We start from the raw sequence: 25,673 nt of genomic DNA, 5'->3' as shown, positions 1-25,673 counted from the left end.
GTTATCAATCCTTAACGTGATGCAAAAGAAAAGAGCGAACCCGCTCGGCATAGGCCGTTGGATTCGCCTGATGAGCATTATGGCCCGCCTGAGCCACGCTCAGTAACGGCAGGCCGTATTGCGCCGCCAGCGTTTGAAACTTCACGTCGCTGGCACCGCATAAGTAAACAAAAGGTATCGACAGGTGCCGGAGCTGTTCCGCTAAAAAGGGCTGTCGCCCCAGCGAGGTCGCTTCCAGCATTGCCGCAACGGACGCACCGTGATTCGTGCTGCGGCGCGCGATCAGCTGTTCACGCTGCGCTGAATCCAGATCGGCAAACACCGCCTGCTGATACCAGTCCTGCAAGACCGTGGGCAGCGGCTCCTGACGAAAGCGCTGCGCCCAGCGTGCATCATGCTGGATACGCTCCATACGCAGCTCCGGCGTTGCCAGACCGGGATGACCGCCTTCGACCAGCAGCCCCAGCATGCCGTCATGCTGTCCGTTGCAGGCGTGATACATCGCGATACGCCCACCGAGCGAATAGCCTAGCAGCCAGTAATTCTCAATGCCTTGATCCAACAGCGTCTTGCTTAACTGGCGGCTGACATCGGCAAAATCTGTTGTGGAAATCGTTCGCGATGCACCATGTCCGGGTAAATCCACCAGCAACACCGGCCAGTCGCGACAAAACGGCAGAACGGGCAGCCAGTCTTCGCCACAGCCTAATAAACCATGCAGGCACACCAGCCACGGCTGCCCAGAATCCACCGCGCCATGCGTCACCTTCCGGCAGCTTAGCCCTTGAAACTCTAGTGCGCCCACGTCGCCACCTGCGCGACCAGTTCATTAAGCGTTGCTGCGCCGTCCTTCGGTTCAACCACCACTTCCAGCAGCGTGACGCCGCCCTGAGTCCAGCAATCCGCCACCGTATTCGCCAGCTGTTCCCAGCTCTCGGCGCGCACGTAATTCAGGCCAAACATCGCGGCCGCGTGCCCGAATTCCACATCTTGTGGCATACAGTAAAACGCTTCACGCTGTGCAACCGGCGTCGGCAGCAGGGAAAATATCTGGCCGCCGTTATTGTTCACCACAATCAGCACCAGCGGTGCGGGAGCCTGACGCAGCAGCGCCAGCGCATTCAAATCGTATAACGCAGAAAGATCGCCGACGATGCCCAGCGTGGCTTTTGACGTGGCACGCTGTACACCGGCCAGCGTGGAGATCAGGCCATCGATGCCGCTGGCTCCGCGGTTACCGTACACCGGATATCCCTGCGGGAGTTGCGCCAGCGCGTCGATCAGGCGTACCACAAGGCTGTTGCCGACAAACAGCTGTCCATCCGGCGGCAACAGCGCCGGTATGCGCTGCGCCAGCTGCGCTTCACCAAAACGGGAAGCCAGATGCGCGTCGATCTGCCGCTGCGTTTTGTCGGCAATATCCGCCAACAAATCCGCCCACGGCGCTTGTTTATGTGCCGGATGTGCAGACAGCCATTCGCCCACGTCTGCCACCAGACGGCGCCCGCGATGGTGAGCCGGATCCAACCGTCCCGGCAAATCGTCAATTAACCAGAATTCTTGCGGCTGGCACTGTTCCTGCCATTGCAGCAGGCGCTTACCGGTCAGGCTGCCGCCGAACTGCAAGACAATTTCCGCCTGCCGCAGACGAGCCGCCGCATCAGGATGCGCCAGCCAGATATCCGCACAGGGTAACGGCTGCCCGCTTTGCGACAAGACGTCACCAATCAGCGGCCAGCCCAGTTCGTTCGCCCACGCCGCGAGTCGCGCGCCTTGTTCTGGCGTCACGCGACCGGCGAGGACAACGCCCCGCTTCTGTCGCCACTGCGGCCAGTCCGGCTGCACCGCCAGCGTACTCTGGCGCATTTCACGCAGCCAGGGTTCACGGCTGTTCCACCAGTCGCCGAGCGTCATTAACCAGCCCTGATACGCCGTGCCATCATCGGCACCGTACAGCGGTTCAGCAAAAGGGCAGTTAATGTGCAACGCGCCGTGCGTCAGTCGCGCCATTGCGCTATCCACAGAGGAAACCAGCCAGCTAGCCGGAATGTCGGGCGTGGGGCGCGGTAAATCCAGCGCCAGCGTGGGGTGTGAAGCATACAGTGCATGTTGGCGAATCGCCTGATTCGCACCGCAATCAATCAGTTCCGGCGGGCGGTCGGCTGTCAGCACCACCAACCGTTCGCCGGTCAACCCAGCTTCGATGATGGCGGGATAAAGGTTAGCCGCGGCGGTGCCTGACGTCACGATAATCGCAACCGGCTCACGCGAGGCTTTTGCCAGCCCCAGCGCCAGATGCCCAAGCCCCCGCTCATCGAAATGCGTGTGGCAAATCAGTGCGTGATTGTCCGCCGCAGACAGCGTCAGCGGGGTGGAACGAGAACCAGGCGCGATGCAGACATGCCGGACACCGTGGCGGGTCAGCGATTCCAGCAGTAATGTAGCCCAGCGGCGATTAAATACACTTGTTGACATGTTGTACTCAACAACTCAGGTTGCAGGTTATTCCCGCCATCTTCCTGTGTACTGGCTGTATGCTCACAGAAAATGATGGATATAGGCAAAATACGAATGATCAAACTGTTGTCGGCCTGGTTGACCTTCAGCAAACATCGAGATCAGCCTTATTATATTTTTTTTTATCGCGCTGACTTTGATATAAACCAGTACCTCGCACAACAACCATAAAACAAAACTATGACATATCACCGTCTAACAGGGATCTTAGCCCTGCTGCTTTGTTTTCTAACTCCTGCCATTCTTGTTCTGGATCAGAACCTGCCACAATTCCGGCTCCGGCATAAAGCGTTAAAACATGATCCCGCACTTCTGCCGAACGTAGCGCCACGCTGAATTCAGACTGCTGACGCGAAAGGTAACCTGCGGAACCCGCATACCAGCCGCGTTCAAACGGTTCATGTTCAGCAATAAAACGGCGAGCTTCTTGCCTCGGCAGACCCGCAACGGCAGCCGTGGGCTGTAACGCATTCAGGCACGCGCTATCGGATGCGGTGTGCAGCGTGGCGTGGATGGTACGGCGCAGATGCTGTACTTTACGCAGGCGCACAATTTCCGGCGGCATCACATCCAACGACAGCGCGGACTGCTGTAATCGCTGACAAATATCATCCACCACCAGCATGTTCTCGCACTGATTTTTGGTGTCATTCATCAGCCAGTCGGCCAGTTCCGTGGCTTTGCGCGCATCGCTTGCCACCGTCCCCGCCAGCGCTTCCGTTTCCAGTTCGCTGCCCCGACGGCGATAAAGCCGCTCCGGGCTGGAACCGAGAAACGCATGACGCGCATCGTGCGCCAGCATGAAATGGAAACAGTGGTGATTTGCCGCTCGGCTGGCGGCCATAAAGGTGGTGGCCTGTAGCGGCTGCGTCAACGTGAGTGTGGTCGCCCGCGCCAGAACCACTTTTTCCATCAGCCCAGTATTGATGTCATGCAGCGCCCGCTGGAGCAAATCGATCCATCCCTGACGCTCCGGCTGATGCCCGACAGACTGCACTTCCGCATGCAAAAGAGGCTGCGGAGCGGGCGGCAGAAGCAGGTTAATAAACGCCGAGGCTTCAATGGCATCCTGCTGCAATGACGTGTCACTGAACAGGTTAATAGTCAGGCTAAGTGTATCATCCTGACGCCGCAGTTCCGCCCGGGGCAAAAACAGGTAGCTAGGTGAAGAAGCACCGCCCTCTTTCGTTTGATTAAACGCGTTCAGCCCCCAGATACGCACATCGGGATCGCACTGCTGCTGAACAAGGAATGCCTCAGCATCCTGAATGTGGTGAAACCCGCACACATTGCCGCACACGGCGGCTTCTTCACGATCCTGACGATGCTGCCAATAGAACTGGGGGTACACTGGCTGAGTCGCCAGCCACGGCAATAGCTCAGACGCGTCGCTGAGGGTCAACGAACGCGTTATTTGTCTGAAACCTGCGCGTTCAGGCTGTGGCTCGCGCAAATCCTGCTGTAGATGCTGCAGCAAGTCGGAAAGTTGTTTCACCGTTACCCCGGAGACCTAACACAAAGTAGGGGATTATACGGGAAAAAAACACGTCGTGGGTGAGAGGTTACGCAAGACCAACAGGCTACCCTCAGCAGGGTACGTCCCACCGCACTTTTTAGGGTTATCTTCATGACCATAACGGTGAACACGGGCTAAAATCGCACCAAACGGCAAAACGGGTCGCGCGCATCGCTCTAAAATCCTCTTCCATCATCATTATTGCTTCAATTGACCGATTCTTTTGCCGATTATCTAATCGGCATTTTTTTGCCCGCGCCACTGCCCCGCCTCTTCCTTCTTCCCTCACGCCAAAACCGTACATCAGGATTCTTTCCATTCAGACCGCTAACTATGGTAAAAATAGGCCTTTGTTACGTCGACCGGATAGCCTCATCAGGATGAGTACAACGCTGAATTCCAACCCGTTATGCATTAATCAGAATCTGCCAGGCAAGAAAGCACAGGCGGCCACGCGCATCGTTTTCTTTGTTGCGGGCTTTGCTATGGCGTCCTGGGCGCCGCTGGTGCCCTTTGTCAAAACGCGGCTGGCTATCAGTGATGCCTCTTTGGGGATGTTGCTGCTTTCTCTCGGTATTGGCTCACTCTTAGCTATGCCGCTGACCGGTTTTCTCACCAGTAAACTGGGGTGCCGCAGCGTTATTTTGCTGGCAAGCGCGCTGCTTTGTCTGGTCTTGCCCGCGTTGACACAGGCAGAAACGCTGCCTCTGATGGCGATAACGCTGCTCTTTTTCGGCGCGTCCATGGGGATGATCGATGTCGCGATGAATATTCAGGCTGTCATCGTCGAACGGGCGAGCGGCCGGGCGATGATGTCCGGTTTTCATGGTTTCTTTAGCATCGGGGGGATTGTCGGCGCAGGCGGCGTCAGCGCCCTGCTGTGGCTTGGCCTGTCCCCGCTGATAGCAATCCTGGCGATTGTCGCACTTATGCTGCTAGTGATGGCAACCGCGCATCAACACCTGCTGCGCACTACAAATCAAGATGAAGGCGGCCCACTGTTTGTCATCCCGCGCGGCTGGGTGATGTTCATTGGCTCACTGTGCTTCATCATGTTCTTAGCCGAAGGGTCCATACTGGACTGGAGCGCGCTCTTTTTAACGGTTGAACGCAACCTGAGCGGTGCGCAGGCGGGCATGGGCTATGCAGCATTTTCCGTCGCGATGACGCTGGGCAGGCTGAACGGCGATCGTATTGTTAACGCGCTCGGCCGCTACGCGATTCTGACCGGTGGCAGCCTCTGCGCCGCACTTGGTCTGGTGTTAACGATCAGCATTGATAATGCTATCACCGCCATTCTGGGCTTTGTGATGGTGGGTATTGGCGCATCGAATGTGGTGCCGATCCTATTCAGCGCAGCGGGGAATCAAAAGATCATGCCGCCGAATCTGGCCATCGCCTCCATTACTACCGTAGGCTATGCAGGTATTCTGATCGGCCCGACCATTCTTGGCTTTATTGCACAGTTCAGCAATTTGGCTACCGCATTCGGGTTTGTCGCACTGCTATTGCTGGGCGTTAGCGCCAGCGCACGTGCCGTTATCCGCTAATCAGGAGCGTTAATTGATGCCAGCCATGATCCTGCGTTATTTTTCACTCCTTACCGTGCTCTCGCTCCTGATTACCGGAACGTTTGGCTATAACTACATCAACGATTTGCTGGCGGACAAAAAGCACTCGCTGACGACCATCGCTCAGGGCATACAAAAACGCGTCGATACCTATCGTTTTTTCACCTATCAAATATACGGCAGCCTGAACAGCGAGCCAGCCGCTAGCGCTAGCGACACCAACATTACCGCCATTAATCTAATGCCGAATGTTTTCTACGTAGAAAAAAACGGTCAGAAAACGGACGCGCTGATTTTTGGGCAACACGATAAAGGGACGCTCACCTCGGTTCGCCGGATATCACGTTATCTTGATATTCTCTGGGGAGCGGAGAATAGCGTCTATTCCATGTATTACCTGAATGGTATCGACAACAGCCTGACGATGATTTCCACGCAGACGCTGAAAGATATCTCCTCACAGTTCCGAGGTAATTACATTACGGTCATCGCCGAAGCCCGCCGGACGGAAATGCTGCAACAGGCGAATGTATTAGACGAACGCGAAAGTTTTTCCCCGCTGCGTAAATTACGCTTCTATAACGACTACTATTTTACGCTGCGCACCACATTCAATCAGCCGGGCCATCTGGCGACGATTCTGGCGTTCGATTTACCGATTAACGATTTAATCCCAGACACCATTCCGCGTGAGCATCTTATGCTGAAGCCGGATACGCCGGCGGCCAGCAATATGGACAACAATAATGGCGAAGGCACGGCTGACGTTCAGCTTCATGGCTCTAATCTTGAAATCTCCGCCACGCTCGTCAATGCACCGATAAAAATCGTTTTTCAGGTGCCGGTAAAAGCCCTGATTATTGATTCATTGCGTAATAACGTCTGGCTTCTGCTGCTGAATCTGGTTCTGCTGAGTTTGTCCATCGTCGGCTTTTATCTTTTCCGTCGGCAGTATGCGCATCCCGGTGAGGATGTCTCTCGCCAGTTGGAAAAGACGCTGAATATTTACCGCGAAACGACGGGCAGAATCCCAATGGGCGTGCTGGTTTATGATTTCAGCAACAATAAAGTCGTCATACAGAATGAGCGCGCAGAGCAGTTGCTTCCGCACCTGAGTCTGCAAAAAATCACCAATATGGCGGACGAACATCAGGGCGTTATTCAGGTCACGATTAATAATGAGATGTATGAAATACGCCAAATCCGCAGCCAATATTCGCCTGACTATTGCCTCTTCCTGCTGCGTGAACAGGATAAAGAGATTCTGGTACAGCGCAAACTGCTGCTCGCCCAGCGTGAATACGAAAAGAATATTCATGCCAGAAAACGGTTATTCCAAAACCTGCTCAGCGAATTCAAACAGCCGCTGATTTCACTACGGCAGCATATTCATGCGCTACGCCACAGCGAGACAGCAACCGTACCGACACCCACGCTGGATCAGCTAACGGCAGATACCCGCTGCGCGATTGAGCTGCTGGAAAATATTGCCTTGCACGAAAAACTGGAAGCGCAGGAATGGAATGTGGTCAACGAAAGTTTTTCACTGCTAACGGCTATCGACCATGTTCTCCTTGAGCTGCTGCCACGATTGAATCAAAAAGGTCTGACCCTATTCCATCATTACAATCTGGATATGGATCAAACCTACGTGGGCGATGCCGAGCTGTTGAAAAAGACGCTGACGCTGTTGCTGAATTATTCGGTGACCAATACGGATTACGGCAAGATTACGGTATCGATTGATAGAAAAAATAATGAGTCGGATACGCTGATTATTCAGATCAGCGATACGGGAACGAATGTTTCAGGCAAAGAACAGGAAAATATTCGACACCCTTTCCTGCATCCTGCAACGTCCGATCGTTTCGGACAAAATTCAGGATTGACCTTATTTTTGTGCAATCAACTCTGTAATAAACTGGGCGGCGCGTTAACGATCAACAGTAAGGCCGGATTAGGCACACACTATATTCTGACGCTAAAACTGGAGCCGGAAGCGCTTCCCGTTGAGGAAGAAAAACTGCTGGATGGTATTACCGTTCTGCTGGATGTGACGTCTGATGAAGTACAGCATATTGTCGGCAATATGCTGACGGGCTGGGGTGCGAATTATCTGGTTAGCGATGAACGCCAGATTAATCAGGAAGCGGATATTTGCATGACTGACGACCCGGAGAAAAAAGCAGATTATACGCTGCTGTTGAGTCATGACGATGACACAGTAACGCCTTTGGGCCCGCGCCGTTTGCGGGTGAATTATAATATCAGCCACCTCCTGCTGGAGGCATTACTTAAGCTGATTGAGCTACAACTGGAAACATCACCCGATGCGCTACAGGAAGGGGAACCGGATAATGTCGAATTTTACGCCGCACAATTAGCAGCAAGCGACTATTATTCGCTGTTCGTGGAGACAGTACCGGATGATTTAAAGAGGCTGTATACTGAAGTGGAAGCAGGCGATTTTCCGTCGCTTTCGCAGACGGCACACCGGCTGAAAGGCGTGTTTGCCATGCTTAATCTGCATCCTGGCAAGCAGTTGTGTGAACAGCTTGAACAGCATATTACCGCGCATGATAGTGAACAGATCGAGGCTAACCTTCATGAAATTGAGAGGTTTGTCAGTGCATTACTATCCCCAGCAGAACCTAAAGGGCAGCAAGGTAGCCAACAAGATGAGTAACCAAAACGATGAGTAACTTAAACGTAATTATTGCCGACGACCATCCTATTGTTCTTTTTGGCATCAAAAAATCGCTTGAGCAGATTGAATGGGTCAATGTGGTTGGCGAATTTGAAGACTCAACAGCGCTGATCAATAACCTACCTAAGCTGGACGCTAATGTTTTAATCACCGATTTATCCATGCCAGGCGATAAATACGGCGATGGTATTACCCTCATTAAATACATTAAGCGCCATTTTCCTCACCTTTCTATTATTGTTCTTACCATGAACAATAATCCGGCAATTCTGAGCGCGGTGCTGGATTTGGATATCGAAGGCATCGTACTGAAACAAGGTGCGCCGACCGATTTACCCAAGGCGCTGGCTGCCCTGCAAAAAGGGAAGAAATTCACGCCGGACAGCGTATCCAAAGTGCTGGAGAAAATCAGCGCCAGCGGCTACGGCGACAAACGCCTGTCCCCGAAAGAAAGTGAAGTGCTGCGCTTGTTTGCAGAAGGCTTTTTGGTTACCGAAATCGCCAAAAAACTGAATCGTAGTATCAAAACGATCAGTAGCCAGAAGAAGTCAGCCATGACCAAGCTGGGCGTCGAGAACGATATCGCCCTGCTGAATTACCTGTCCTCCGTTAACGGCGGCGCGACGCAGGTAGACTAAGGATTTCCTCTCCTGCACCGGCAGCCGCTGGTGCAGGTTATTCCTCAGAAGTTCTCGCCTGACGCACCACGTTACTGTAATGCGCCAACGCCTGCTGCAACGTATCCAGCGTAACCGGTTTTGACAAACAGTGGTCCATCCCAGCCCCGAGGCAACGCTCTCTTTCTTCCGCCAACGCATTTGCCGTTACGCCGATAACCGGGAAACGTAACCCCTGCTCACGCATACGTCGTGTGAACAAATAACCATCCATATTCGGCATGTTGACATCCGTCAGCACGATATCGATATGGTTTTTACTCAATACGCCCAGTGCGTCCACGCCATCATTCGCCGTCATCGCCTGATAGCCCAGAGAACTGAGCTGATCCGCCAGCAGTCGACGGTTGATGGGGTGATCGTCAACCACCAGAATCATAATGTCGCCATTCTCAACCCGTACGTAGCTGGTCAGCGGCGGTGAAATCTCGATGCGATGTCTGTCCTCGCTTTCTGAGCGATAGATTTTCTCCAGCAAATCCGGCAGATGTTGAGGCGTGGACGTCCCTTGCACCCAGTGCCCATCACTCACTTCCTGCGCTAACCCGTTATGCGAGCCACTCATCACGATATGCGCCCGAACGTTAACGTCCTCTTCTGACGCGTAATCGCTAATCATCACATCATCAGGCGACACGGTTTGATTCTGATAACGCGCCACCTGCAACCCCTGATCCTGCAACAGCGTCAGCAGATAAGCCTCTAGCCGGGCATTGCGTATCCTCAACCAGCACGTTTTCCCTTGCAGGCTGGCATTGATCGCCGCTGGGGCATAGTGCGCTTTATACAGCGGAATTCTGACGCCAAACAGACTACCGAGCCCCGGCTCCGATTCGATGGTAATGTCTCCATCCATCAGATTGACCAGCTTTTCACAAATCGCCAGCCCTAAGCCCGTGCCCTGAAAATGGCGCTGAACACCGCTCCCTGCCTGGAAGAACGGATCAAACAGCTTCACCGCCTCGCGAGGTTGAATCCCCACGCCGGTATCACGCACCACAAATTCCAGATAACCATCGCGGCAGCCGACTTCGAAAATGATGCAGCCCGTGTCTGTAAATTTGATGGCATTACTCAGCAGGTTAGATAACACCTGCTGCAAACGTACGGGATCGCCGAACAGGCTGACCGGCACATTCGGATCGATAAAGCAGTACAGCGTCAGGCGTTTCTTGACCACCAGCGGGAGATAGTTGCTGGTGATATGGCTGATGACTTCATGCGGCGCAAACTCACACGCTTCAATCTTCAACTGCTCCGATTCAATCTTGGAAAAATCGAGGATATCGCTGATGATTTTCAGCAGCAGTGAGGAAGAGTTGTTCATCGCGGCAACCAGACGATTGGCATCCTGCGGCAGCGATTTGGTTTGCAGTAAATCGAGGTTACCGATAATCCCGTACAGCGGCGTACGCAATTCATGGCTGACGGTGGCAAGGAACATCGATTTAGACTGGCTTGCCTGCTCGGCGGCATTCGCCATTTCCTGTAGCGACTCTTCCATTTTGACGCGCGCGCTGACGTCCAGCAGCACACAAATCGCCACGTTTTCATTACGATAGCGCGAATGGACAAAGCTGATTTGCAGGTGATGATTGCGGCTGGTCATGACATCCACAAACTTGGACTGCTGCTCGCAAATGATGCGGGTAATGCGCAGCCTATCCTCGTGGGTAAGCAGGTTGAGATAGTTGTGCGCCAGTTCGTTACTGAGGATGTTCGTGCCGTCATTAATACGCAGGATACAAATGCCTACCGGTGCCGATGCGACAATCTTGCGGTTGAATTGCTCGTTTTCTTCCAACTGGAACGCATTCACTTCTGCTGGCAACAGCATTTTCCGCTCAAACACCAGCGCCAATACAAACAGCAAGATAGCCGATAGCATATTCAGCACCAGCATGTTGATCATCAAGGCACTGATATGGGAGAGCAGTACCTTCAACGGCAGCGAATATACGATGCTGAATGACGTCGGCGGCAGCGACTTCTTCAGAATGAGTTCATCATACCCATTCACATAACCGAAATAGTTATGATCGGAAGGATAGCCGTCTACCGAAGAAGCGTAACGCTCTTTATCATCGGAAAACTGCAAAACAACCTGATTATATTGATCCAGCAGCCGGGCACTGATCGGAAATTTACCCATGGTGACGAAGTCATCCAGACGAATCGTCTGTTCAATCCCCATGATGACTTCCAGCTTGTTATCCACATAAATCGGCGTCAGCGCATATAAATAGCCGACATCGGGGATCGAAGCAGGGGTAATCCAATAGATCGTTTCATCGCGTCCGCTTTGGGTGCGGCTCTTCTTCTGATCCTGAAACCGATCCTGCACATTTTTAAGCAAGTTATCACGGTCGAGTGACTGGTTACGGATGCCAAAATCAACCATACAGCGCCGATCGCCACCGACAAAAAAGACCCGGTTAAGATCGTAGACGGCAGAGAAATTATCCTGCCAGCCGTTGAAAAAATGGCTCAATGAGAGCAGCGCCGCATTCCCACCATATTGTGTGGAACAGGTTGCGCCGGGAGCCAGTGCATAAACGGAGACACCGGGGCCCCCTTCCGCTGGCGGCTCTGCCTTTTCTCTTGCCAGCATCAGGCGATTTGCCGCCAGATACTGGAGTTCGCGCACAATATCCGACGCGTGTCGGATGTAACCCTGCGACTGATCAAAGCTGAGGTTATACTCCTGCCGCAGCTCTGATTCTTTTTCATTCAATACTTTAGTGACATAAAAAACGGATATCAGCGCGCCCAATACCCACAGCATGACCGCCAGAACCCGAAACAAATAGCGGGACACCTTTAATGTGGTCTGGAATGAGGCGAGATATTTCAAATGGATACCGTTGAATAATGGAAGAACCAGTTGGCTGATACACTACCGAGAGTCGATAAAAAAAGCCAGCGCATCGCGCTGGCTTACTCTACTCATTCCGGTTTAATGAAAAGGCTTATTCGTCATCTTCAGCGATATCATCATCGCCATCAATGTCGTCGATAGCATCATCGTCTTCGGCAACTTCGCCTTCAACTTTTACCACGCCATCCAGCTCTTCATCTTCTACCGGCTCGGCAACGCGTTGCAGGCCGACAACATGTTCGTCTTCCGCCGTACGAATCAGCGTAACACCCTGCGTGTTACGGCCAACAATACTGACTTCAGACACGCGCGTCCGCACCAGCGTTCCCGCATCGGTGATCATCATGATCTGGTCTGCAGCATCAACCTGAACCGCGCCAACCACTTTACCGTTACGTTCGCTGACTTTGATAGAGATAACCCCTTTCGTCGCACGCGACTTGGTCGGGTACTCGCTCACAGCAGTACGCTTACCAAAGCCATTTTGCGTGACGGTCAGGATATCGCCTTCGCCGCGAGGAATGATCAGAGAAACGACGCGATCTTCGCCTTGCAGATTGATACCACGGACACCTGTTGCCGTACGGCCCATGGAACGCACCGCCTGCTCGGAGAAGCGAACCACTTTACCTTCCGCAGAGAACAGCATCGCTTCATCGCTACCGTCGGTCAGGTCAACGCCGATCAGCTCGTCACCTTCATTCAGGTTAACCGCGATGATCCCCGCACTACGTGGACGGCTGAATTCCGTCAGCGCCGTTTTCTTCACGGTACCGCTCGCGGTTGCCATGAAGATATGGCGGCCTTCTTCGTATTCACGCACCGGCAGAATCGCGGTGATACGCTCATCGGCCTCAAGCGGCAGCAGGTTGACGATCGGACGACCGCGCGCACCGCGGCTGGCTTCCGGCAGTTGATACACCTTCATCCAGTACAGACGGCCACGGCTGGAGAAGCACAGAATCGTATCGTGGGTGTTCGCCACCAACAGACGATCGATGAAGTCTTCTTCTTTTATACGTGCGGCAGACTTACCTTTGCCACCACGGCGCTGTGCTTCGTAATCGCTCAGCGGCTGATACTTCACGTAACCCTGGTGAGACAGCGTGACGACAACATCTTCCTGGTTGATCAGGTCTTCGATGTTGATGTCAGCGGTGTTCGCCGTGATTTCCGTGCGACGCTCGTCGCTGTACTGCGTTTTGATCGCTTCCAGCTCTTCACGGATCACTTCCATCAGGCGCTCAGGGCTATTGAGGATATAAAGCAGCTCGGCGATCTCCGCCAGCAGGTCTTTATACTCATCCAGCAGCTTCTCGTGCTCCATGCCGGTCAGTTTCTGCAAACGCAGATCCAGAATCGCCTGCGCCTGCTGTTCCGTCAGGTAGTAGCGACCGTCACGGATGCCGAACTCTGGCTCCAGCCACTCAGGACGCGCGGCATCATCGCCCGCACGTTCCAGCATCGCAGCCACGCTGCCCAGTTCCCACGCTTGTGCGATCAGTGAGGCTTTCGCTTCAGCAGGTGACGGCGCACGGCGAATCAGTTCGATAATCGGATCAATATTCGCCAGCGCAATCGCCAGACCTTCCAGGATATGGGCGCGGTCACGGGCTTTACGCAGTTCAAAAATGGTACGACGCGTCACCACTTCGCGGCGGTGGCGCACAAACGCAACCAGAATGTCTTTCAGCGGCATGATCTTCGGCTGGCCCTGATGCAGAGCGACCATGTTGATGCCGAATGACGTCTGAAGCTGCGTCTGGGAATACAGATTATTCAGGACCACTTCGCCCACGGCGTCACGCTTAATCTCGATGACGATACGCATACCGTCTTTATCGGATTCGTCACGCAGTGCGCTAATGCCTTCAATACGCTTATCTTTGACCAGCTCGGCAATTTTCTCGATCAGGCGCGCTTTGTTCACCTGATACGGAATTTCATGCACGATGATGGTTTCACGTCCGGTTTTCGCGTCCGCTTCCACTTCAGCACGCGCACGGATATAAATTTTACCGCGCCCGGTGCGATAGGCTTCTTCAATGCCGCGTCGGCCATTGATGATCGCCGCCGTTGGGAAATCTGGGCCTTTGATGTGTTCCATCAACCCTTCAAGGGTAATGTTTTCATCGTCGATATATGCCAGACAGCCATTCACAACTTCCGTCAGGTTGTGCGGTGGAATGTTCGTTGCCATCCCGACGGCGATACCGGAAGAACCGTTAACCAGCAGGTTGGGAATACGCGTTGGCATGACGTCAGGAATCTGCTCGGTGCCGTCATAGTTCGGCACAAAATCGACCGTCTCTTTTTCGAGATCGGCCAGCAGTTCATGAGCAATTTTCGACATGCGAATTTCGGTATAACGCATTGCCGCTGCGGAGTCGCCGTCAATCGAACCGAAGTTGCCCTGACCATCAACCAGCATGTAGCGCAGTGAGAAAGGCTGCGCCATACGCACGATGGTTTCATAAACGGCAGAGTCGCCGTGTGGGTGGTATTTACCGATGACATCCCCGACGACACGGGCGGATTTTTTATACGGTTTGTTCCAATCGTTGCCCAGTACGCTCATCGCATACAGTACGCGGCGGTGTACCGGTTTAAGTCCATCACGAACATCTGGTAATGCACGCCCGACAATAACGGACATCGCATAATCCAGATACGAGCTTTTCAGCTCTTCTTCAATGTTGACCGGTGTGATTTCTCTGGCAAGGTCGCTCATGGAGCCGCTATCCCTCTATTTAGGCATCTACCCGTGTTCAGAAAAGTGAACCGTTCAGATAAGGTGAACTGTTCAAAAGGTGAAAAATTATATCACAAAGCGCCGTTTCGGGGGAAACTCCCTTCCGCTCTGAACAGACGGTTTTCCCAATGAACGTTACCTTGCAGAGAAAAGCACCTTGCTAGAGAAAAGTATCCCGCGGAGAAAAGCGACACCGCTGCACGTTGCAGCGCGAAGAGAGTATACTCGCGGCAGTATAAAGATGACGAAAGGCAGTGATGACACATGAATGTAGAAAATCAAACTCCGAACGTTGACCATCAGGAGATTGCCAAATTTGAGGCTATCGCTTCACGCTGGTGGGATTTAGACGGTGAATTCAAACCCTTGCACCGCATTAACCCGCTGCGTCTGGGCTATATTTCACAGCACGCGGAAGGCCTGTTTGGCAAGAAAGTGCTGGATGTCGGCTGCGGCGGCGGCATTTTGGCCGAAAGCATGGCGCGTGAAGGCGCGGACGTCACCGGGCTCGATATGGGCGCAGAACCGTTGCAGGTCGCGCGTTTACATGCCCTGGAAAGCGGTGTCGCCGTCGATTACGTGCAGGAAACGGTAGAAGCGCATGCACACGCGCATCCGGGCCTCTACGATGTCGTCACCTGCATGGAAATGCTGGAGCACGTGCCTGACCCGCAATCCGTGGTGCAGGCCTGCGCTAAGCTGGTCAAGCCAGGTGGGCACGTCTTTTTCTCCACCATCAACCGCAATGCGAAAGCGTGGATGATGGCCGTTATCGGTGCTGAGTACGTGCTAAAAATGGTGCCGCGTGGCACGCACGACATTAAGAAGTTCATTCGACCAGCAGAACTGATGCACTGGGTTGACAGTACACCACTGCGTGAAAAACATATCACCGGGCTGCACTACAACCCGCTGACGGACCATTTTAAGCTAGGTCCAAACGTGGACGTGAACTACATGCTGCACACTCGCCACGATAAATAGAACCGATTAAGAATACTCTTAAAAGTTGCGTGGTTTTTCACCGCGCAATTTTCCAGGTTTTACCTGAAAAACCAACAAAATGACCACGACTTATTTTTTTTACAGAATATTGACATCCTCTTAGCCCTTACAAAATCAGGATTTCGAGAAACCAACGGTTCGGCAACCTGAAATTAACACCAAAATCAAGCCTTGTACTCAAACGAATCCAGACTAGAATACTCACCATGTAGTAGCCATTTATTAAAAAATATCTATATCTAGTATTTATCCACAGAGTTAGTCACAGAGGCATTTCTGTGAATAAACAGGGGATATTTTTTATTTTCACCAACAGGTAAATCCCAACATGAACCAGAGCTTGCTCGTTACCAAACGCGATGGCAGTAAAGAAAAGATCAATTTGGATAAAATCCACCGCGTCATTACTTGGGCCGCAGAAGGTTTACACAATGTCTCCGTTTCTCAGGTGGAACTGCGTTCTCACATTCAGTTTTATGACAGCATCAAAACCTCTGATATCCATGAAACCATCATTAAGGCCGCAGCCGATCTGATCTCGCGCGAAAGCCCGGATTATCAATATCTGGCTGCGCGTCTGGCTATCTTCCATCTGCGTAAGAAAGCCTACGGCCAGTTTGAGCCGCCAGCTCTGCTGACTCACGTCACCAAAATGGTAGAACTGGGCAAGTACGACAAACACCTGCTGGAAGACTACAGCCCGGAAGAATTCGCCCAGATGGATGCTTTCATCGATCACTGGCGTGACATGAATTTCTCCTATGCGGCGGTGAAACAGCTGGAAGGGAAATACCTGGTACAAAACCGCGTCACCGGTGATATCTACGAAAGCGCCCAGTTCCTGTACATTCTGGTCGCCGCCTGCCTGTTCTCCGGCTACCCACGCGAGACGCGTCTGGATTACGTTAAACGTTTTTATGACGCGATCTCTACGTTCAAAATTTCTCTGCCGACGCCAATCATGGCGGGCGTGCGTACGCCAACGCGTCAGTTCAGCTCCTGCGTCCTGATCGAATGCGGCGACAGCCTGGATTCCATCAACGCGACCTCCAGCGCGATCGTAAAATACGTTTCCCAGCGTGCAGGTATCGGCATCAACGCGGGCCGCATCCGTGCACTCGGCAGCCCAATTCGCGGCGGTGAAGCCTTCCACACTGGCTGTATTCCTTTCTATAAACACTTCCAGACGGCAGTGAAATCCTGCTCTCAGGGCGGCGTACGCGGCGGGGCTGCCACGCTGTTCTATCCGCTGTGGCATCTGGAAGTGGAAAGCCTGCTGGTGCTGAAAAACAACCGTGGCGTAGAAGGCAACCGCGTTCGTCACCTCGACTACGGCGTGCAGTTGAACAAACTGATGTATCAACGTCTGGTAAAAGGTGAAGACATCACGCTGTTCAGCCCGTCTGACGTACCCGGACTGTACGATGCCTTCTTCGCCGATCAGGATGAATTCGAGCGTCTGTATGTGCAATATGAGCAGGATGACAGCATCCGCAAACAGCGCATCAAAGCGGTCGAACTGTTCTCTCTGATGATGCAGGAACGTGCTTCTACGGGTCGCATCTATATTCAGAACGTTGACCACTGCAACACGCACAGCCCGTTCGATCCGCAAATTGCGCCCGTTCGCCAGTCCAACCTGTGTCTGGAAATCGCACTGCCGACCAAGCCACTGAACGACGTGAATGATGAAAACGGTGAAATCGCGCTGTGTACGCTGTCGGCTTTCAACCTCGGTGCCATCAACAGCTTAGACGATCTGGAAGAGCTGGCGACGCTGGCCGTACGCGCGTTGGATGCTTTGCTGGACTATCAGGATTACCCGATTACCGCGGCAGAGCGTGGTGCGATGGGTCGCCGCACGCTGGGTATTGGCGTGATCAACTTCGCGTACTATCTGGCGAAAAATGGCGTGCGTTACTCCGACGGCAGCGCCAACGGCCTGACACACAAAACGTTTGAAGCGATTCAATACTATCTGTTGAAGGCGTCGAATGTGCTGGCACGCGAACAAGGTGCTTGCCCGTGGTTCAATGAAACCACCTATTCGCAGGGTATTCTGCCTATCGATACCTATAAGCGCGATCTGGATGCGATCTGTAACGAACCGCTGCATCTCGACTGGGAAGCGCTGCGTAACGACATCAAAGCGTACGGTCTGCGTAACTCCACGCTGTCTGCGCTGATGCCGTCTGAGACGTCATCTCAGATCTCCAACGCCACCAACGGTATTGAACCACCGCGCGGCCATATCAGCGTCAAAGCATCCAAAGACGGCATTCTGCGCCAGGTTGTGCCAGAGTACGAAACGCTGAAAGATGCTTACGAACTGCTGTGGGATATGCCAAATAACGACGGCTATCTGCAACTGGTGGGTCTGATGCAGAAGTTTGTCGATCAGGCGATCTCCTCTAACACCAATTACGATCCGTCACGTTTCCCATCAGGTCGAGTACCGATGAAACAGCTGCTGAAAGATCTGGTCACGGCCTACAAATTCGGTGTTAAAACGCTGTATTACCAAAACACCCGTGACGGCGCTGAAGACGCACAAGACGACCTGTTAGCAGAACCACAGGACGACGGCTGCGAAGGCGGCGCGTGTAAGATTTAAGCCAATAATGAAAGGCTGCCGATGCAGCCTTTCATCTTTTATAGCAGGCGTCGCTGCCCGTCCCTTATGGGCCTTCACAAGCGGCGTTAAAAAATGCTCACGGCATTTTTTTGGAGAGACTCATGGCCTATAGCACTTTTTCACAGAACAAAAATGACCAATTGCTCGAACCGATGTTCTTCGGTCAATCAGTTAACGTCGCGCGTTTCGATCAGCAAAAGTATGAAATTTTCGAAAAGCTGATCGAAAAGCAGCTGTCCTTCTTCTGGCGTCCGGAAGAAGTCGACGTGTCCCGCGATCGCATCGACTATCAGGCGCTGCCCGATCATGAAAAGCATATCTTCATCAGCAACCTGAAATACCAAACGCTGCTGGATTCCATTCAGGGACGTAGCCCGAACGTGGCGCTGCTGCCGCTGATTTCTATCCCTGAGCTGGAAACCTGGGTGGAAACCTGGGCGTTCTCGGAAACCATTCACTCACGCTCCTACACGCATATCATTCGTAATATCGTGAACGATCCGTCGCTGGTGTTTGACGATATCGTAACGAACGAAGAGATTCTGAAACGTGCCAAGGATATCTCCGGTTACTACGACTCGCTGATTGAGATGACCAGCTACTACCATCTGCTGGGTGAAGGGACACATCAGGTTAATGGCAAGACCGTGACCGTGAATCTGCATACGCTGAAAAAGCAGCTGTATATCTGTCTGATGAGCGTGAACGCGCTGGAAGCGATTCGCTTCTACGTCAGCTTTGCCTGTTCCTTCGCTTTTGCAGAACGCGAACTGATGGAAGGCAACGCCAAAATCATCAAGCTGATTGCCCGTGATGAAGCGCTGCACCTGACCGGCACGCAGCACATGCTGAACCTGATGCGTTCCGGCCATGACGACCCAGAAATGGCGCAGATTGCCGAAGAGTGTCAGCAAGAGTGTTATGACCTGTTCGTGCTTGCTGCTCAGCAAGAAAAAGAGTGGGCTGAATACCTGTTCCGCGACGGCTCGATGATTGGTCTGAACAAAGATATTCTGTGCCAGTACGTGGAATACATCACCAACATCCGCATGCAGGCGGTTGGGCTACCGCTGCCGTTCCAGACGCGCACCAACCCAATCCCATGGATCAACGCCTGGTTGGTGTCTGATAACGTACAGGTCGCGCCACAGGAAGTTGAAGTCAGTTCCTATCTGGTCGGTCAGATCGATTCAGAAATCAGCGACGACGATCTGAGCGATTTCCAGCTGTAATCGATGAGCAATCCAACGATCACGCTGCGCACATCCGGTGCGCAGTTTTCCTGTTCAGACGACGGCCCTTCCCTGCTGGATGTGCTGGAATCTAACCGCGTCAGCATTGAATATCAGTGCCGCTCCGGTTATTGCGGTTCCTGTCGGCTGCGTCTGGTAAAAGGCAGAGTAGCGTATCGCCAAACCCCGCTGGCCTGCATCCAACAGGATGAAATCCTCCCCTGCTGCTGTATGCCGCAGGGCGACATCGAACTCGATATTTAGCCCCGTTCTTCCCCATAGGCTAATCTCCCTATCGCTCGCGCTGGCGGGCGTATTTCCTGCCCGCTTTCATACTCAAGTGAGTTACACTATCCGCTGAAATCGTCTTTTGACTGATATATACCCTAAATAATTCGAGTTGCAGGAAGGCGGAGACCGAGCGAACCCCCAGGAACTTACATCAAGTAAGTGACTGGGGTGAGTAAGGGAATCCAACGCACATGCAGCTTGAAGTATGACGGGGATAAAACAACCTGGAGGTTTTAAAACATGCTCACCGTCATTCCTATTTTGATTTTTGTTGCGCTCATCATCGTCTGGTCAGGCATCAAAATTGTACCTCAGGGATATCAATGGACTGTGGAACGGTTTGGTCGCTATACCAAAACGCTGATGCCGGGGCTGAATCTGGTCGTGCCATTTATGGATCGCGTCGGCCGCAAAATTAATATGATGGAACAGGTGCTGGATATTCCCTCACAGGAAATCATTTCAAAAGATAACGCCAACGTCACTATCGACGCCGTGTGCTTTATTCAGGTTATCGATCCGGCGCGTGCCGCCTATGAAGTCAGCAATCTGGAACAGGCTATCGTCAACCTGACGATGACCAACATCCGTACCGTTCTGGGTTCTATGGAGCTGGACGAAATGCTGTCTCAGCGCGATAGCATTAATACTCGCCTGCTGCACATCGTGGACGAAGCGACTAACCCGTGGGGCATTAAAATCACGCGTATTGAGATCCGCGACGTCCGTCCGCCGACAGAGCTGATTGCCGCGATGAACGCGCAGATGAAAGCGGAACGTAACAAACGTGCCGATATTCTGGAAGCCGAAGGGGTACGTCAGGCCGCGATCCTGAAAGCCGAAGGGGAAAAACAGTCGCAGATCCTGAAGGCAGAAGGCTTGCGTCAGTCCGCGTTCCTGGAGGCCGAAGCGCGTGAGCGTGCGGCGGAAGCGGAAGCACAAGCGACCAAAATGGTGTCCGAAGCCATCGCAGCAGGCGACATTCAGGCAGTGAACTACTTCATCGCCCAGAAATATACCGACGCGCTGCAACAGATTGGTTCTTCCAATAACAGCAAAGTCATCATGATGCCGCTGGAAGCCAGCAATTTAATGGGCGCCATCGGCGGGATTGCAGAACTGGTTAAAGACAGCAAAGAAAGCCGAGGTAAATAATGGGCATTGAACTGGTGATGGAAAATGCACACTGGTTCTGGCTGTCGCTCGGCGGCCTGCTGTTAGCCGCCGAAATGCTGGGCGCCAGTGGCTATTTGCTGTGGAGCGGTTTATCGGCGGTATTGGTCGGGCTACTGACGTGGGTCATGCCGATGGGCTGGCCATGGCAGGGAACGATTTTTGCCATTCTGACGATCGTTACGGCACTGCTCTGGTGGTATTGGCTGCGCAAACGGACGCTGTCGCGCCCGCAATCGACACTCAACCAGCGCGGGCAGCAGTTGATTGGCCTGCGCGCTACGCTGACCGATCCAGTTATCAACGGTTTCGGCCGGGTAAACATCGGTGACAGCAGCTGGCGCGTGAAATCAGAACAGGATCTGCCCGTCGGTACGCATGTTGAAGTGATTGCCATTGATGGTATCACGCTGCATGTGCGACCGGTTGAGCGCTAACATAACGCATTATTGGGGGAGCCTGTCTCCCCTTTATCACTCTTTTCTCTTTTGACAACAGCCCGCCAGATTATTGATTATCGGACAGTCTGCTCCCCCATCCCCCGGACACTGTTCGGCCAGCGCCAGCAGATGTTCACGCATCGTTTTCAGCTCTTCGATATGCATCTCTATTTCCTGCACTTTCTGCAAGGTTCTCGCTTTGACATCCGCACTTCGCCGCAGCGGATCGTTAAATAACGTAACCAGCTCTCGGCATTCATCCAGATTAAAACCAACCTGACGCGCCTGACGCAGCAGCGTCAGCTCTTCGACGTGATGATCATCGTAGCTGCGGTAACCATTTTCAGAACGCAGCGGCGTAGTCAGAAGTTCTTTCTCTTCATAGAAGCGAATGGTTTTACTGCTAAGACCGGTTTTTTTCGCAACATCACTGATATTCATGATTTCCCCCTTGACCCTCCCCTTGCTAGAAGGTTTACCTTACCCAATAACTAGTAGAAATCAGATGGCCGGTCAATGTCTTTCGCCGCCGGCTGTGATCACGGGAGAAAAATTACTATGTCACAAACTGTCTTGTTGTCATTGCAGGGACTGACCTGCGGACACTGTGTCCAGCGTGTTAAAAAAGCACTGGATGCGCTGCCTGCGGTCGAACAAACCGACGTCACCCAACAGTACGCCAGCGTCAGCGGCGACATTGATTCGCAGACGTTGATCGACACCATTGAGCAGGCTGGCTACGAAGCACAGCTTGCTACCACGCCGGATGTTTCTCTCCAGCTTTCCGGCCTGAGCTGCAACCACTGCGTCGCCGCCACGCGTAAAGTGCTGGAAGCCATTCCCGGCGTTGTGGCGACGGATGTCACTACAGAGCAGGCTGCCGTTTATGGCAATGTTGAGACCACGGTACTGATTAGCGCGATTGAAGAAGCCGGCTATCACGCCAGCGTGCAGGAGAACGCTCACCCAAAAACTGAGCCGCTGGCACAGGTAGCGACGACGCCGGAAGCGCTGCCAGCGGCCGAGAGTACTCTTCCGGCAACGACAATACACGCCACCCGCGATGACGACAGCGTGCAGCTCCTGCTTCAGGGGATGAGCTGCGCCAGTTGCGTAAACCGTGTACAGACAGCACTGCAAAACGTCAGCGGCGTCACGCAGGCACGCGTCAATCTGGCCGAACGCAGTGCGTTGGTCAGCGGCCATGCCGAGCCGGAAGCGCTGATTGCTGCCGTTGAGCAAGCAGGTTATGGCGCGGAAATTATTCAGGACGAAGAAGAACGCCGCGCGCGCCAGCAGCAAACGGCTCAGCAGGCTATTCGCCGTTTCCAATGGCAGGCCGCACTGGGGTTACTGCTCGGTGTACCGCTGATGCTGTGGGGCGTGCTGGGCGGCAGCATGAGTCTGACGCCAGAAAGCCAAACGCCGTGGCTGGTCATCGGTATTTTGACACTGGCGGTGATGGTGTTCGCTGGCAGTCATTTTTACCGTAACGCCTGGCGCAGCCTGAAAAATGGCACGGCTACCATGGATACGCTGGTCGCGCTGGGAACGGGTGCCGCCTGGCTTTACTCTATTACCGTTAACCTGTGGCCGGATCTTTTCCCGATGGCGGCGCGTCACCTTTATTATGAAGCCAGCGCGATGATCATCGGTTTAATCAACCTCGGTCATGCGCTGGAACAACGCGCTCGTCAGCGATCTTCTCGTGCGCTGGAACGGCTGCTGGATCTGACGCCCCCCACCGCCCGCGTCGTGACGCCGGAAGGTGAGAAATCCATTCCGCTGTCCGACGTGCAGTCCGGCATGACGCTGCGCCTGACAACCGGCGATCGTATTCCTGTCGACGGTGAGATTTTGCAAGGTGAAGTGTGGGTAGATGAAGCCATGCTGACCGGGGAACCGATCCCACAATCCAAAACGTCCGGCGATACCGTTCACGCCGGCACGCTGGTTTCCGACGGCAGCGTGCTCTTCCGGGCAGACGCGATCGGCAACCAAACGACCCTATCGCGAATCATCCGACTGGTCAGGCAGGCGCAAAGCAGCAAACCCGCTATCGGCCAGCTAGCGGATCGTATTTCTGCCGTGTTTGTTCCCGTCGTCGTGGCTATCGCGCTTCTCAGCGGCGCGATCTGGTTCTTCGTGGGGCCACAGCCGCAGATTGTCTACACGCTCATTATCGTCACGACCGTTCTGATCATTGCCTGCCCTTGTGCGCTTGGGCTGGCAACGCCGATGTCGATTATTTCCGGCGTCGGGCGGGCAGCAGAGTTTGGCGTGCTGGTGCGTGATGCCGATGCCTTGCAGCAGGCCAGCAAGCTGGATGTGCTGGTGTTTGACAAAACCGGTACGCTAACCGAAGGACAGCCTCGCGTCGTGGCAGTTCATACTTTCGATGACGTAACGGAAGCACAGGCGCTGGCCTGGGCGGCTTCGCTGGAACAAGGCTCGAATCACCCACTGGCAAAAGCGATTCTTGAACGCGCAGAGAATTTGACGCTCACGCAAGCCGAACAGTTCCGTACGCTGCGCGGCCTCGGCGTCAGCGGCAAGATCGGCGACGCCGACCTGCTGTTGGGGAATCCAGCCCTGCTCAAACAGCATCAGGTCGATATCACCGCAGGCGAAGCGCTGATCAATGAACAGGCTCAGCACGGCATCACGCCGGTACTGCTTGCGGCGAATGGTCACATCATTGCGGTGTTATCTATCCACGATCCGCTGCGAGCGGATAGCGTCAGCGCCTTAAAGCGCCTCCACCAGCAGGGCTACCAGCTCGTCATGCTAACGGGGGATAACCCGCTCACGGCGAAGAGCATCGCGAAAGACGCGGGTATCGATCAGGTGATCGCTGGGGTGCTACCAGACGGCAAAGCGGAAGCCATCAAAAAGCTACAGGCTCAGGGCAAACGTGTGGCGATGATTGGCGACGGCATCAACGATGCTCCGGCACTGGCGCAGGCCGATGTCGGCATCGCAATGGGCGGCGGCAGCGATATCGCGATTGAAACCGCCGCCATCACGCTGATGCGCCATAGCCTGCACGGTGTTGCCGATGCGCTGGCGCTCTCCAATGCCACGCTACGCAATATGAAGCAAAACCTGCTGGGCGCGTTTATCTATAACTCGCTGGGGATTCCAATTGCCGCGGGCGTACTCTATCCGCTGACTGGAACGCTACTCAGCCCAGTGGTAGCCGGTGCCGCGATGGCGCTCTCCTCCATCACGGTGGTCAGCAACGCCAATCGCCTGCTGCGTTTTAAACCTAAACGTCAGTAATGAAAACGCGGCACGTCTCAACAACGTGCCGCGTTTTCATTATGCCAAATATCGTCACGATTTTTACCGCTGCAATCAGACCAATTCCACCGCGCTCAATCCAGCTTCGGTATACCTTGTATTGTTCCGCGTCTAGCGTTTAGCATAGTTATTCCACATCAGGAGACGGAATCAATGGGGCAACTGCTGCGTAGAATCGCGACTTTTCTTGGCTTTATCTCACCGCTGGCTTATGCCTATCCGGCGATAGACGTTCAACTTGCCAATGAACGGCAGCTGCATCTGGTTGGCAGTATTCATATGGGTAGCAAAGATATGGCACCGCTGCCCGATACGCTGCTGCAACAGCTCCGGCAGGCGACCGCACTTATCGTCGAAGCTGATATATCCGATTCACATTCCCCCTTCGGACACAGTGACGTAGAACCGCCGCTCATGCAGCGCCTCAGCCCAGAAAACTACCACCAACTGCAAAAAATTTGTGAGTCGCTCTCTTTTGATGAGAGCAATATCAGTACGCTGCCGGCCTGGCAGGCCGCACTGATGCTGCAAGCGAGACAGGCGCAGCTGCTGGGCTTACGTCCCGACTACGGCATCGATTATCAGTTAATCAACGCCGCAAAATCTCACGGTATTCAGGTTATCGAGCTGGAAGGTCAGCAGACGCAGGTTGATTTATTACAACAACTGCCGCAGGGCGGCCTGCTGTTGCTAGAGGATACGATTAAACACTGGCGCACCAACGCGCATTTGCTACAAACGATGGTCGGTTGGTGGTTAGACAGCAGGCCCGGCAAATATACGCCAGATATCCCCGCGACGTTCAGCAATGAAATGACCGACCTGCTGATGGGGCAGCGTAACCGCCGCTGGCAACAGCAGCTTCAGGCGTTGCCACCCGGCAATTATGTTGTGGCCGTAGGTGCACTGCATCTGTATGGCGATGAGAATTTACCCACGCTGCTCAAAAACGGTCATACCGCAATTCCATGAAAAA

Annotated in this window: 17 protein-coding genes; 11 read left to right on the top strand and 6 right to left on the bottom strand. The window is 53.6% G+C overall.

Going from position 1 to position 25,673, the window contains the following annotated elements; translation table 11 throughout:
- Window positions 1–4 precede the first annotated feature (4 nt).
- The 3 genes from menH to menF all read right to left on the bottom strand — a co-directional run bounded on the left by menH (window position 5) and on the right by menF (window position 4,012).
- Entirely contained in the window at window positions 5–805 is an 801-nt protein-coding gene (menH, locus tag ACIPUG_RS16570; protein ID WP_205544666.1) for a 2-succinyl-6-hydroxy-2,4-cyclohexadiene-1-carboxylate synthase, read from the bottom strand.
- A complete protein-coding gene (gene menD, locus ACIPUG_RS16565; RefSeq protein WP_400339309.1) occupies window positions 793–2,475 on the bottom strand; it encodes a 2-succinyl-5-enolpyruvyl-6-hydroxy-3-cyclohexene-1-carboxylic-acid synthase in 1,683 nt (560 codons plus the stop codon). Before menD ends, menH begins: the two co-directional genes overlap by 13 nt.
- Window positions 2,476–2,695: 220 nt before the next feature.
- Window positions 2,696–4,012, bottom strand: coding sequence for an isochorismate synthase MenF (gene menF / locus ACIPUG_RS16560; RefSeq protein WP_400339308.1), 1,317 nt, complete (start codon window positions 4,010–4,012; stop codon window positions 2,696–2,698).
- 401 nt (window positions 4,013–4,413) lie between these two features.
- Between menF and ACIPUG_RS16555 the strand changes: the two genes are divergently transcribed.
- The 3 genes from ACIPUG_RS16555 to rcsB are packed head-to-tail and all read left to right on the top strand — an operon-like array spanning window position 4,414 to window position 8,949.
- Window positions 4,414–5,583: an MFS transporter gene (locus ACIPUG_RS16555; protein WP_400339306.1), complete on the top strand. Its 1,170-nt coding sequence runs from the start codon at window positions 4,414–4,416 to the stop codon at window positions 5,581–5,583.
- Between the two features lie 16 nt (window positions 5,584–5,599).
- Window positions 5,600–8,290 (top strand): phosphotransferase RcsD, encoded by a 2,691-nt coding sequence (gene rcsD / locus ACIPUG_RS16550; protein ID WP_400339303.1) that lies wholly within the window; start codon window positions 5,600–5,602, stop codon window positions 8,288–8,290.
- A gap of 8 nt (window positions 8,291–8,298) precedes the next feature.
- Window positions 8,299–8,949, top strand: coding sequence for a response regulator transcription factor RcsB (gene rcsB / locus ACIPUG_RS16545; protein WP_005976164.1), 651 nt, complete (start codon window positions 8,299–8,301; stop codon window positions 8,947–8,949).
- A 37-nt stretch (window positions 8,950–8,986) separates the two neighbouring features.
- On the opposite strand, the gene rcsC is transcribed toward rcsB, so the two are convergent.
- Together rcsC and gyrA are read right to left on the bottom strand one after the other, a co-directional pair.
- Window positions 8,987–11,842: a two-component system sensor histidine kinase RcsC gene (rcsC, locus tag ACIPUG_RS16540; protein WP_203450159.1), complete on the bottom strand. Its 2,856-nt coding sequence runs from the start codon at window positions 11,840–11,842 to the stop codon at window positions 8,987–8,989.
- Between the two features lie 115 nt (window positions 11,843–11,957).
- On the bottom strand, window positions 11,958–14,597 hold the full coding sequence (gene gyrA, locus ACIPUG_RS16535; protein WP_320700009.1) for a DNA topoisomerase (ATP-hydrolyzing) subunit A: 2,640 nt from the start codon (window positions 14,595–14,597) through the stop codon (window positions 11,958–11,960).
- 285 nt (window positions 14,598–14,882) lie between these two features.
- On the opposite strand from gyrA, the gene ubiG reads away from it, so the two are divergent.
- The 6 genes from ubiG (at window position 14,883) to ACIPUG_RS16505 (ending at window position 21,391) form a co-directional block, all read left to right on the top strand.
- On the top strand, window positions 14,883–15,602 hold the full coding sequence (ubiG, locus tag ACIPUG_RS16530) for a bifunctional 2-polyprenyl-6-hydroxyphenol methylase/3-demethylubiquinol 3-O-methyltransferase UbiG (protein WP_203450158.1): 720 nt from the start codon (window positions 14,883–14,885) through the stop codon (window positions 15,600–15,602).
- Window positions 15,603–15,951: 349 nt separating this feature from the next.
- Complete coding sequence (nrdA, locus tag ACIPUG_RS16525) at window positions 15,952–18,237, top strand: class 1a ribonucleoside-diphosphate reductase subunit alpha (RefSeq protein ID WP_039466786.1); 2,286 nt, start codon at window positions 15,952–15,954, stop codon at window positions 18,235–18,237.
- A 122-nt stretch (window positions 18,238–18,359) separates the two neighbouring features.
- Window positions 18,360–19,490, top strand: coding sequence for a class Ia ribonucleoside-diphosphate reductase subunit beta (gene nrdB, locus ACIPUG_RS16520; RefSeq protein WP_010284080.1), 1,131 nt, complete (start codon window positions 18,360–18,362; stop codon window positions 19,488–19,490).
- Between the two features lie 3 nt (window positions 19,491–19,493).
- Complete coding sequence (yfaE, locus tag ACIPUG_RS16515) at window positions 19,494–19,754, top strand: class I ribonucleotide reductase maintenance protein YfaE (protein WP_010284079.1); 261 nt, start codon at window positions 19,494–19,496, stop codon at window positions 19,752–19,754.
- A gap of 267 nt (window positions 19,755–20,021) precedes the next feature.
- The gene (locus ACIPUG_RS16510) at window positions 20,022–20,936 is read left to right on the top strand and encodes an SPFH domain-containing protein (RefSeq protein ID WP_015839389.1); all 915 of its coding nucleotides are present in this window, start codon (window positions 20,022–20,024) and stop codon (window positions 20,934–20,936) included.
- Window positions 20,936–21,391 (top strand): NfeD family protein, encoded by a 456-nt coding sequence (locus ACIPUG_RS16505; RefSeq protein ID WP_014914568.1) that lies wholly within the window; start codon window positions 20,936–20,938, stop codon window positions 21,389–21,391. The genes ACIPUG_RS16510 and ACIPUG_RS16505 overlap by 1 nt, the downstream gene beginning before the upstream one ends.
- Window positions 21,392–21,427: 36 nt before the next feature.
- Here ACIPUG_RS16505 and cueR read toward each other — a convergent pair whose 3' ends face one another.
- Entirely contained in the window at window positions 21,428–21,835 is a 408-nt protein-coding gene (cueR, locus tag ACIPUG_RS16500; RefSeq protein ID WP_010284076.1) for a Cu(I)-responsive transcriptional regulator, read from the bottom strand.
- Window positions 21,836–21,952: 117 nt separating this feature from the next.
- Here cueR and copA point away from each other — a divergent pair, with 117 nt between their 5' ends.
- A complete protein-coding gene (gene copA, locus ACIPUG_RS16495; protein WP_400339300.1) occupies window positions 21,953–24,676 on the top strand; it encodes a copper-exporting P-type ATPase CopA in 2,724 nt (907 codons plus the stop codon).
- A 174-nt stretch (window positions 24,677–24,850) separates the two neighbouring features.
- Window positions 24,851–25,669, top strand: coding sequence for a TraB/GumN family protein (locus ACIPUG_RS16490; protein WP_205604587.1), 819 nt, complete (start codon window positions 24,851–24,853; stop codon window positions 25,667–25,669).
- The last annotated feature ends 4 nt before the right edge of the window (window positions 25,670–25,673 follow it).

The sequence above is a fragment of the Pectobacterium sp. CHL-2024 genome (assembly GCF_044751765.1).
In the GTDB taxonomy this organism is placed as follows: Bacteria; Pseudomonadota; Gammaproteobacteria; order Enterobacterales; family Enterobacteriaceae; genus Pectobacterium; species Pectobacterium brasiliense.
This window is presented reverse-complemented; position numbering and strand designations above follow the sequence as displayed.

Bases quoted from the DNA above. Each gene is read 5' to 3' on its own strand.
- menD (WP_400339309.1), bottom strand. From the start codon at position 2,475: ATGTCAACAAGTGTATTTAATCGCCGCTGGGCTACATTACTGCTGGAA.
- ACIPUG_RS16510 (WP_015839389.1), top strand. From the start codon at position 20,022: ATGCTCACCGTCATTCCTATTTTGATTTTTGTTGCGCTCATCATCGTC.
- ACIPUG_RS16505 (WP_014914568.1), top strand. From the start codon at position 20,936: ATGGGCATTGAACTGGTGATGGAAAATGCACACTGGTTCTGGCTGTCG.
- yfaE (WP_010284079.1), top strand. From the start codon at position 19,494: ATGAGCAATCCAACGATCACGCTGCGCACATCCGGTGCGCAGTTTTCC.
- cueR (WP_010284076.1), bottom strand. From the start codon at position 21,835: ATGAATATCAGTGATGTTGCGAAAAAAACCGGTCTTAGCAGTAAAACC.
- nrdB (WP_010284080.1), top strand. From the start codon at position 18,360: ATGGCCTATAGCACTTTTTCACAGAACAAAAATGACCAATTGCTCGAA.
- nrdA (WP_039466786.1), top strand. From the start codon at position 15,952: ATGAACCAGAGCTTGCTCGTTACCAAACGCGATGGCAGTAAAGAAAAG.
- rcsD (WP_400339303.1), top strand. From the start codon at position 5,600: ATGCCAGCCATGATCCTGCGTTATTTTTCACTCCTTACCGTGCTCTCG.
- rcsB (WP_005976164.1), top strand. From the start codon at position 8,299: ATGAGTAACTTAAACGTAATTATTGCCGACGACCATCCTATTGTTCTT.
- ACIPUG_RS16555 (WP_400339306.1), top strand. From the start codon at position 4,414: ATGAGTACAACGCTGAATTCCAACCCGTTATGCATTAATCAGAATCTG.
- ACIPUG_RS16490 (WP_205604587.1), top strand. From the start codon at position 24,851: ATGGGGCAACTGCTGCGTAGAATCGCGACTTTTCTTGGCTTTATCTCA.
- gyrA (WP_320700009.1), bottom strand. From the start codon at position 14,597: ATGAGCGACCTTGCCAGAGAAATCACACCGGTCAACATTGAAGAAGAG.
- ubiG (WP_203450158.1), top strand. From the start codon at position 14,883: ATGAATGTAGAAAATCAAACTCCGAACGTTGACCATCAGGAGATTGCC.
- copA (WP_400339300.1), top strand. From the start codon at position 21,953: ATGTCACAAACTGTCTTGTTGTCATTGCAGGGACTGACCTGCGGACAC.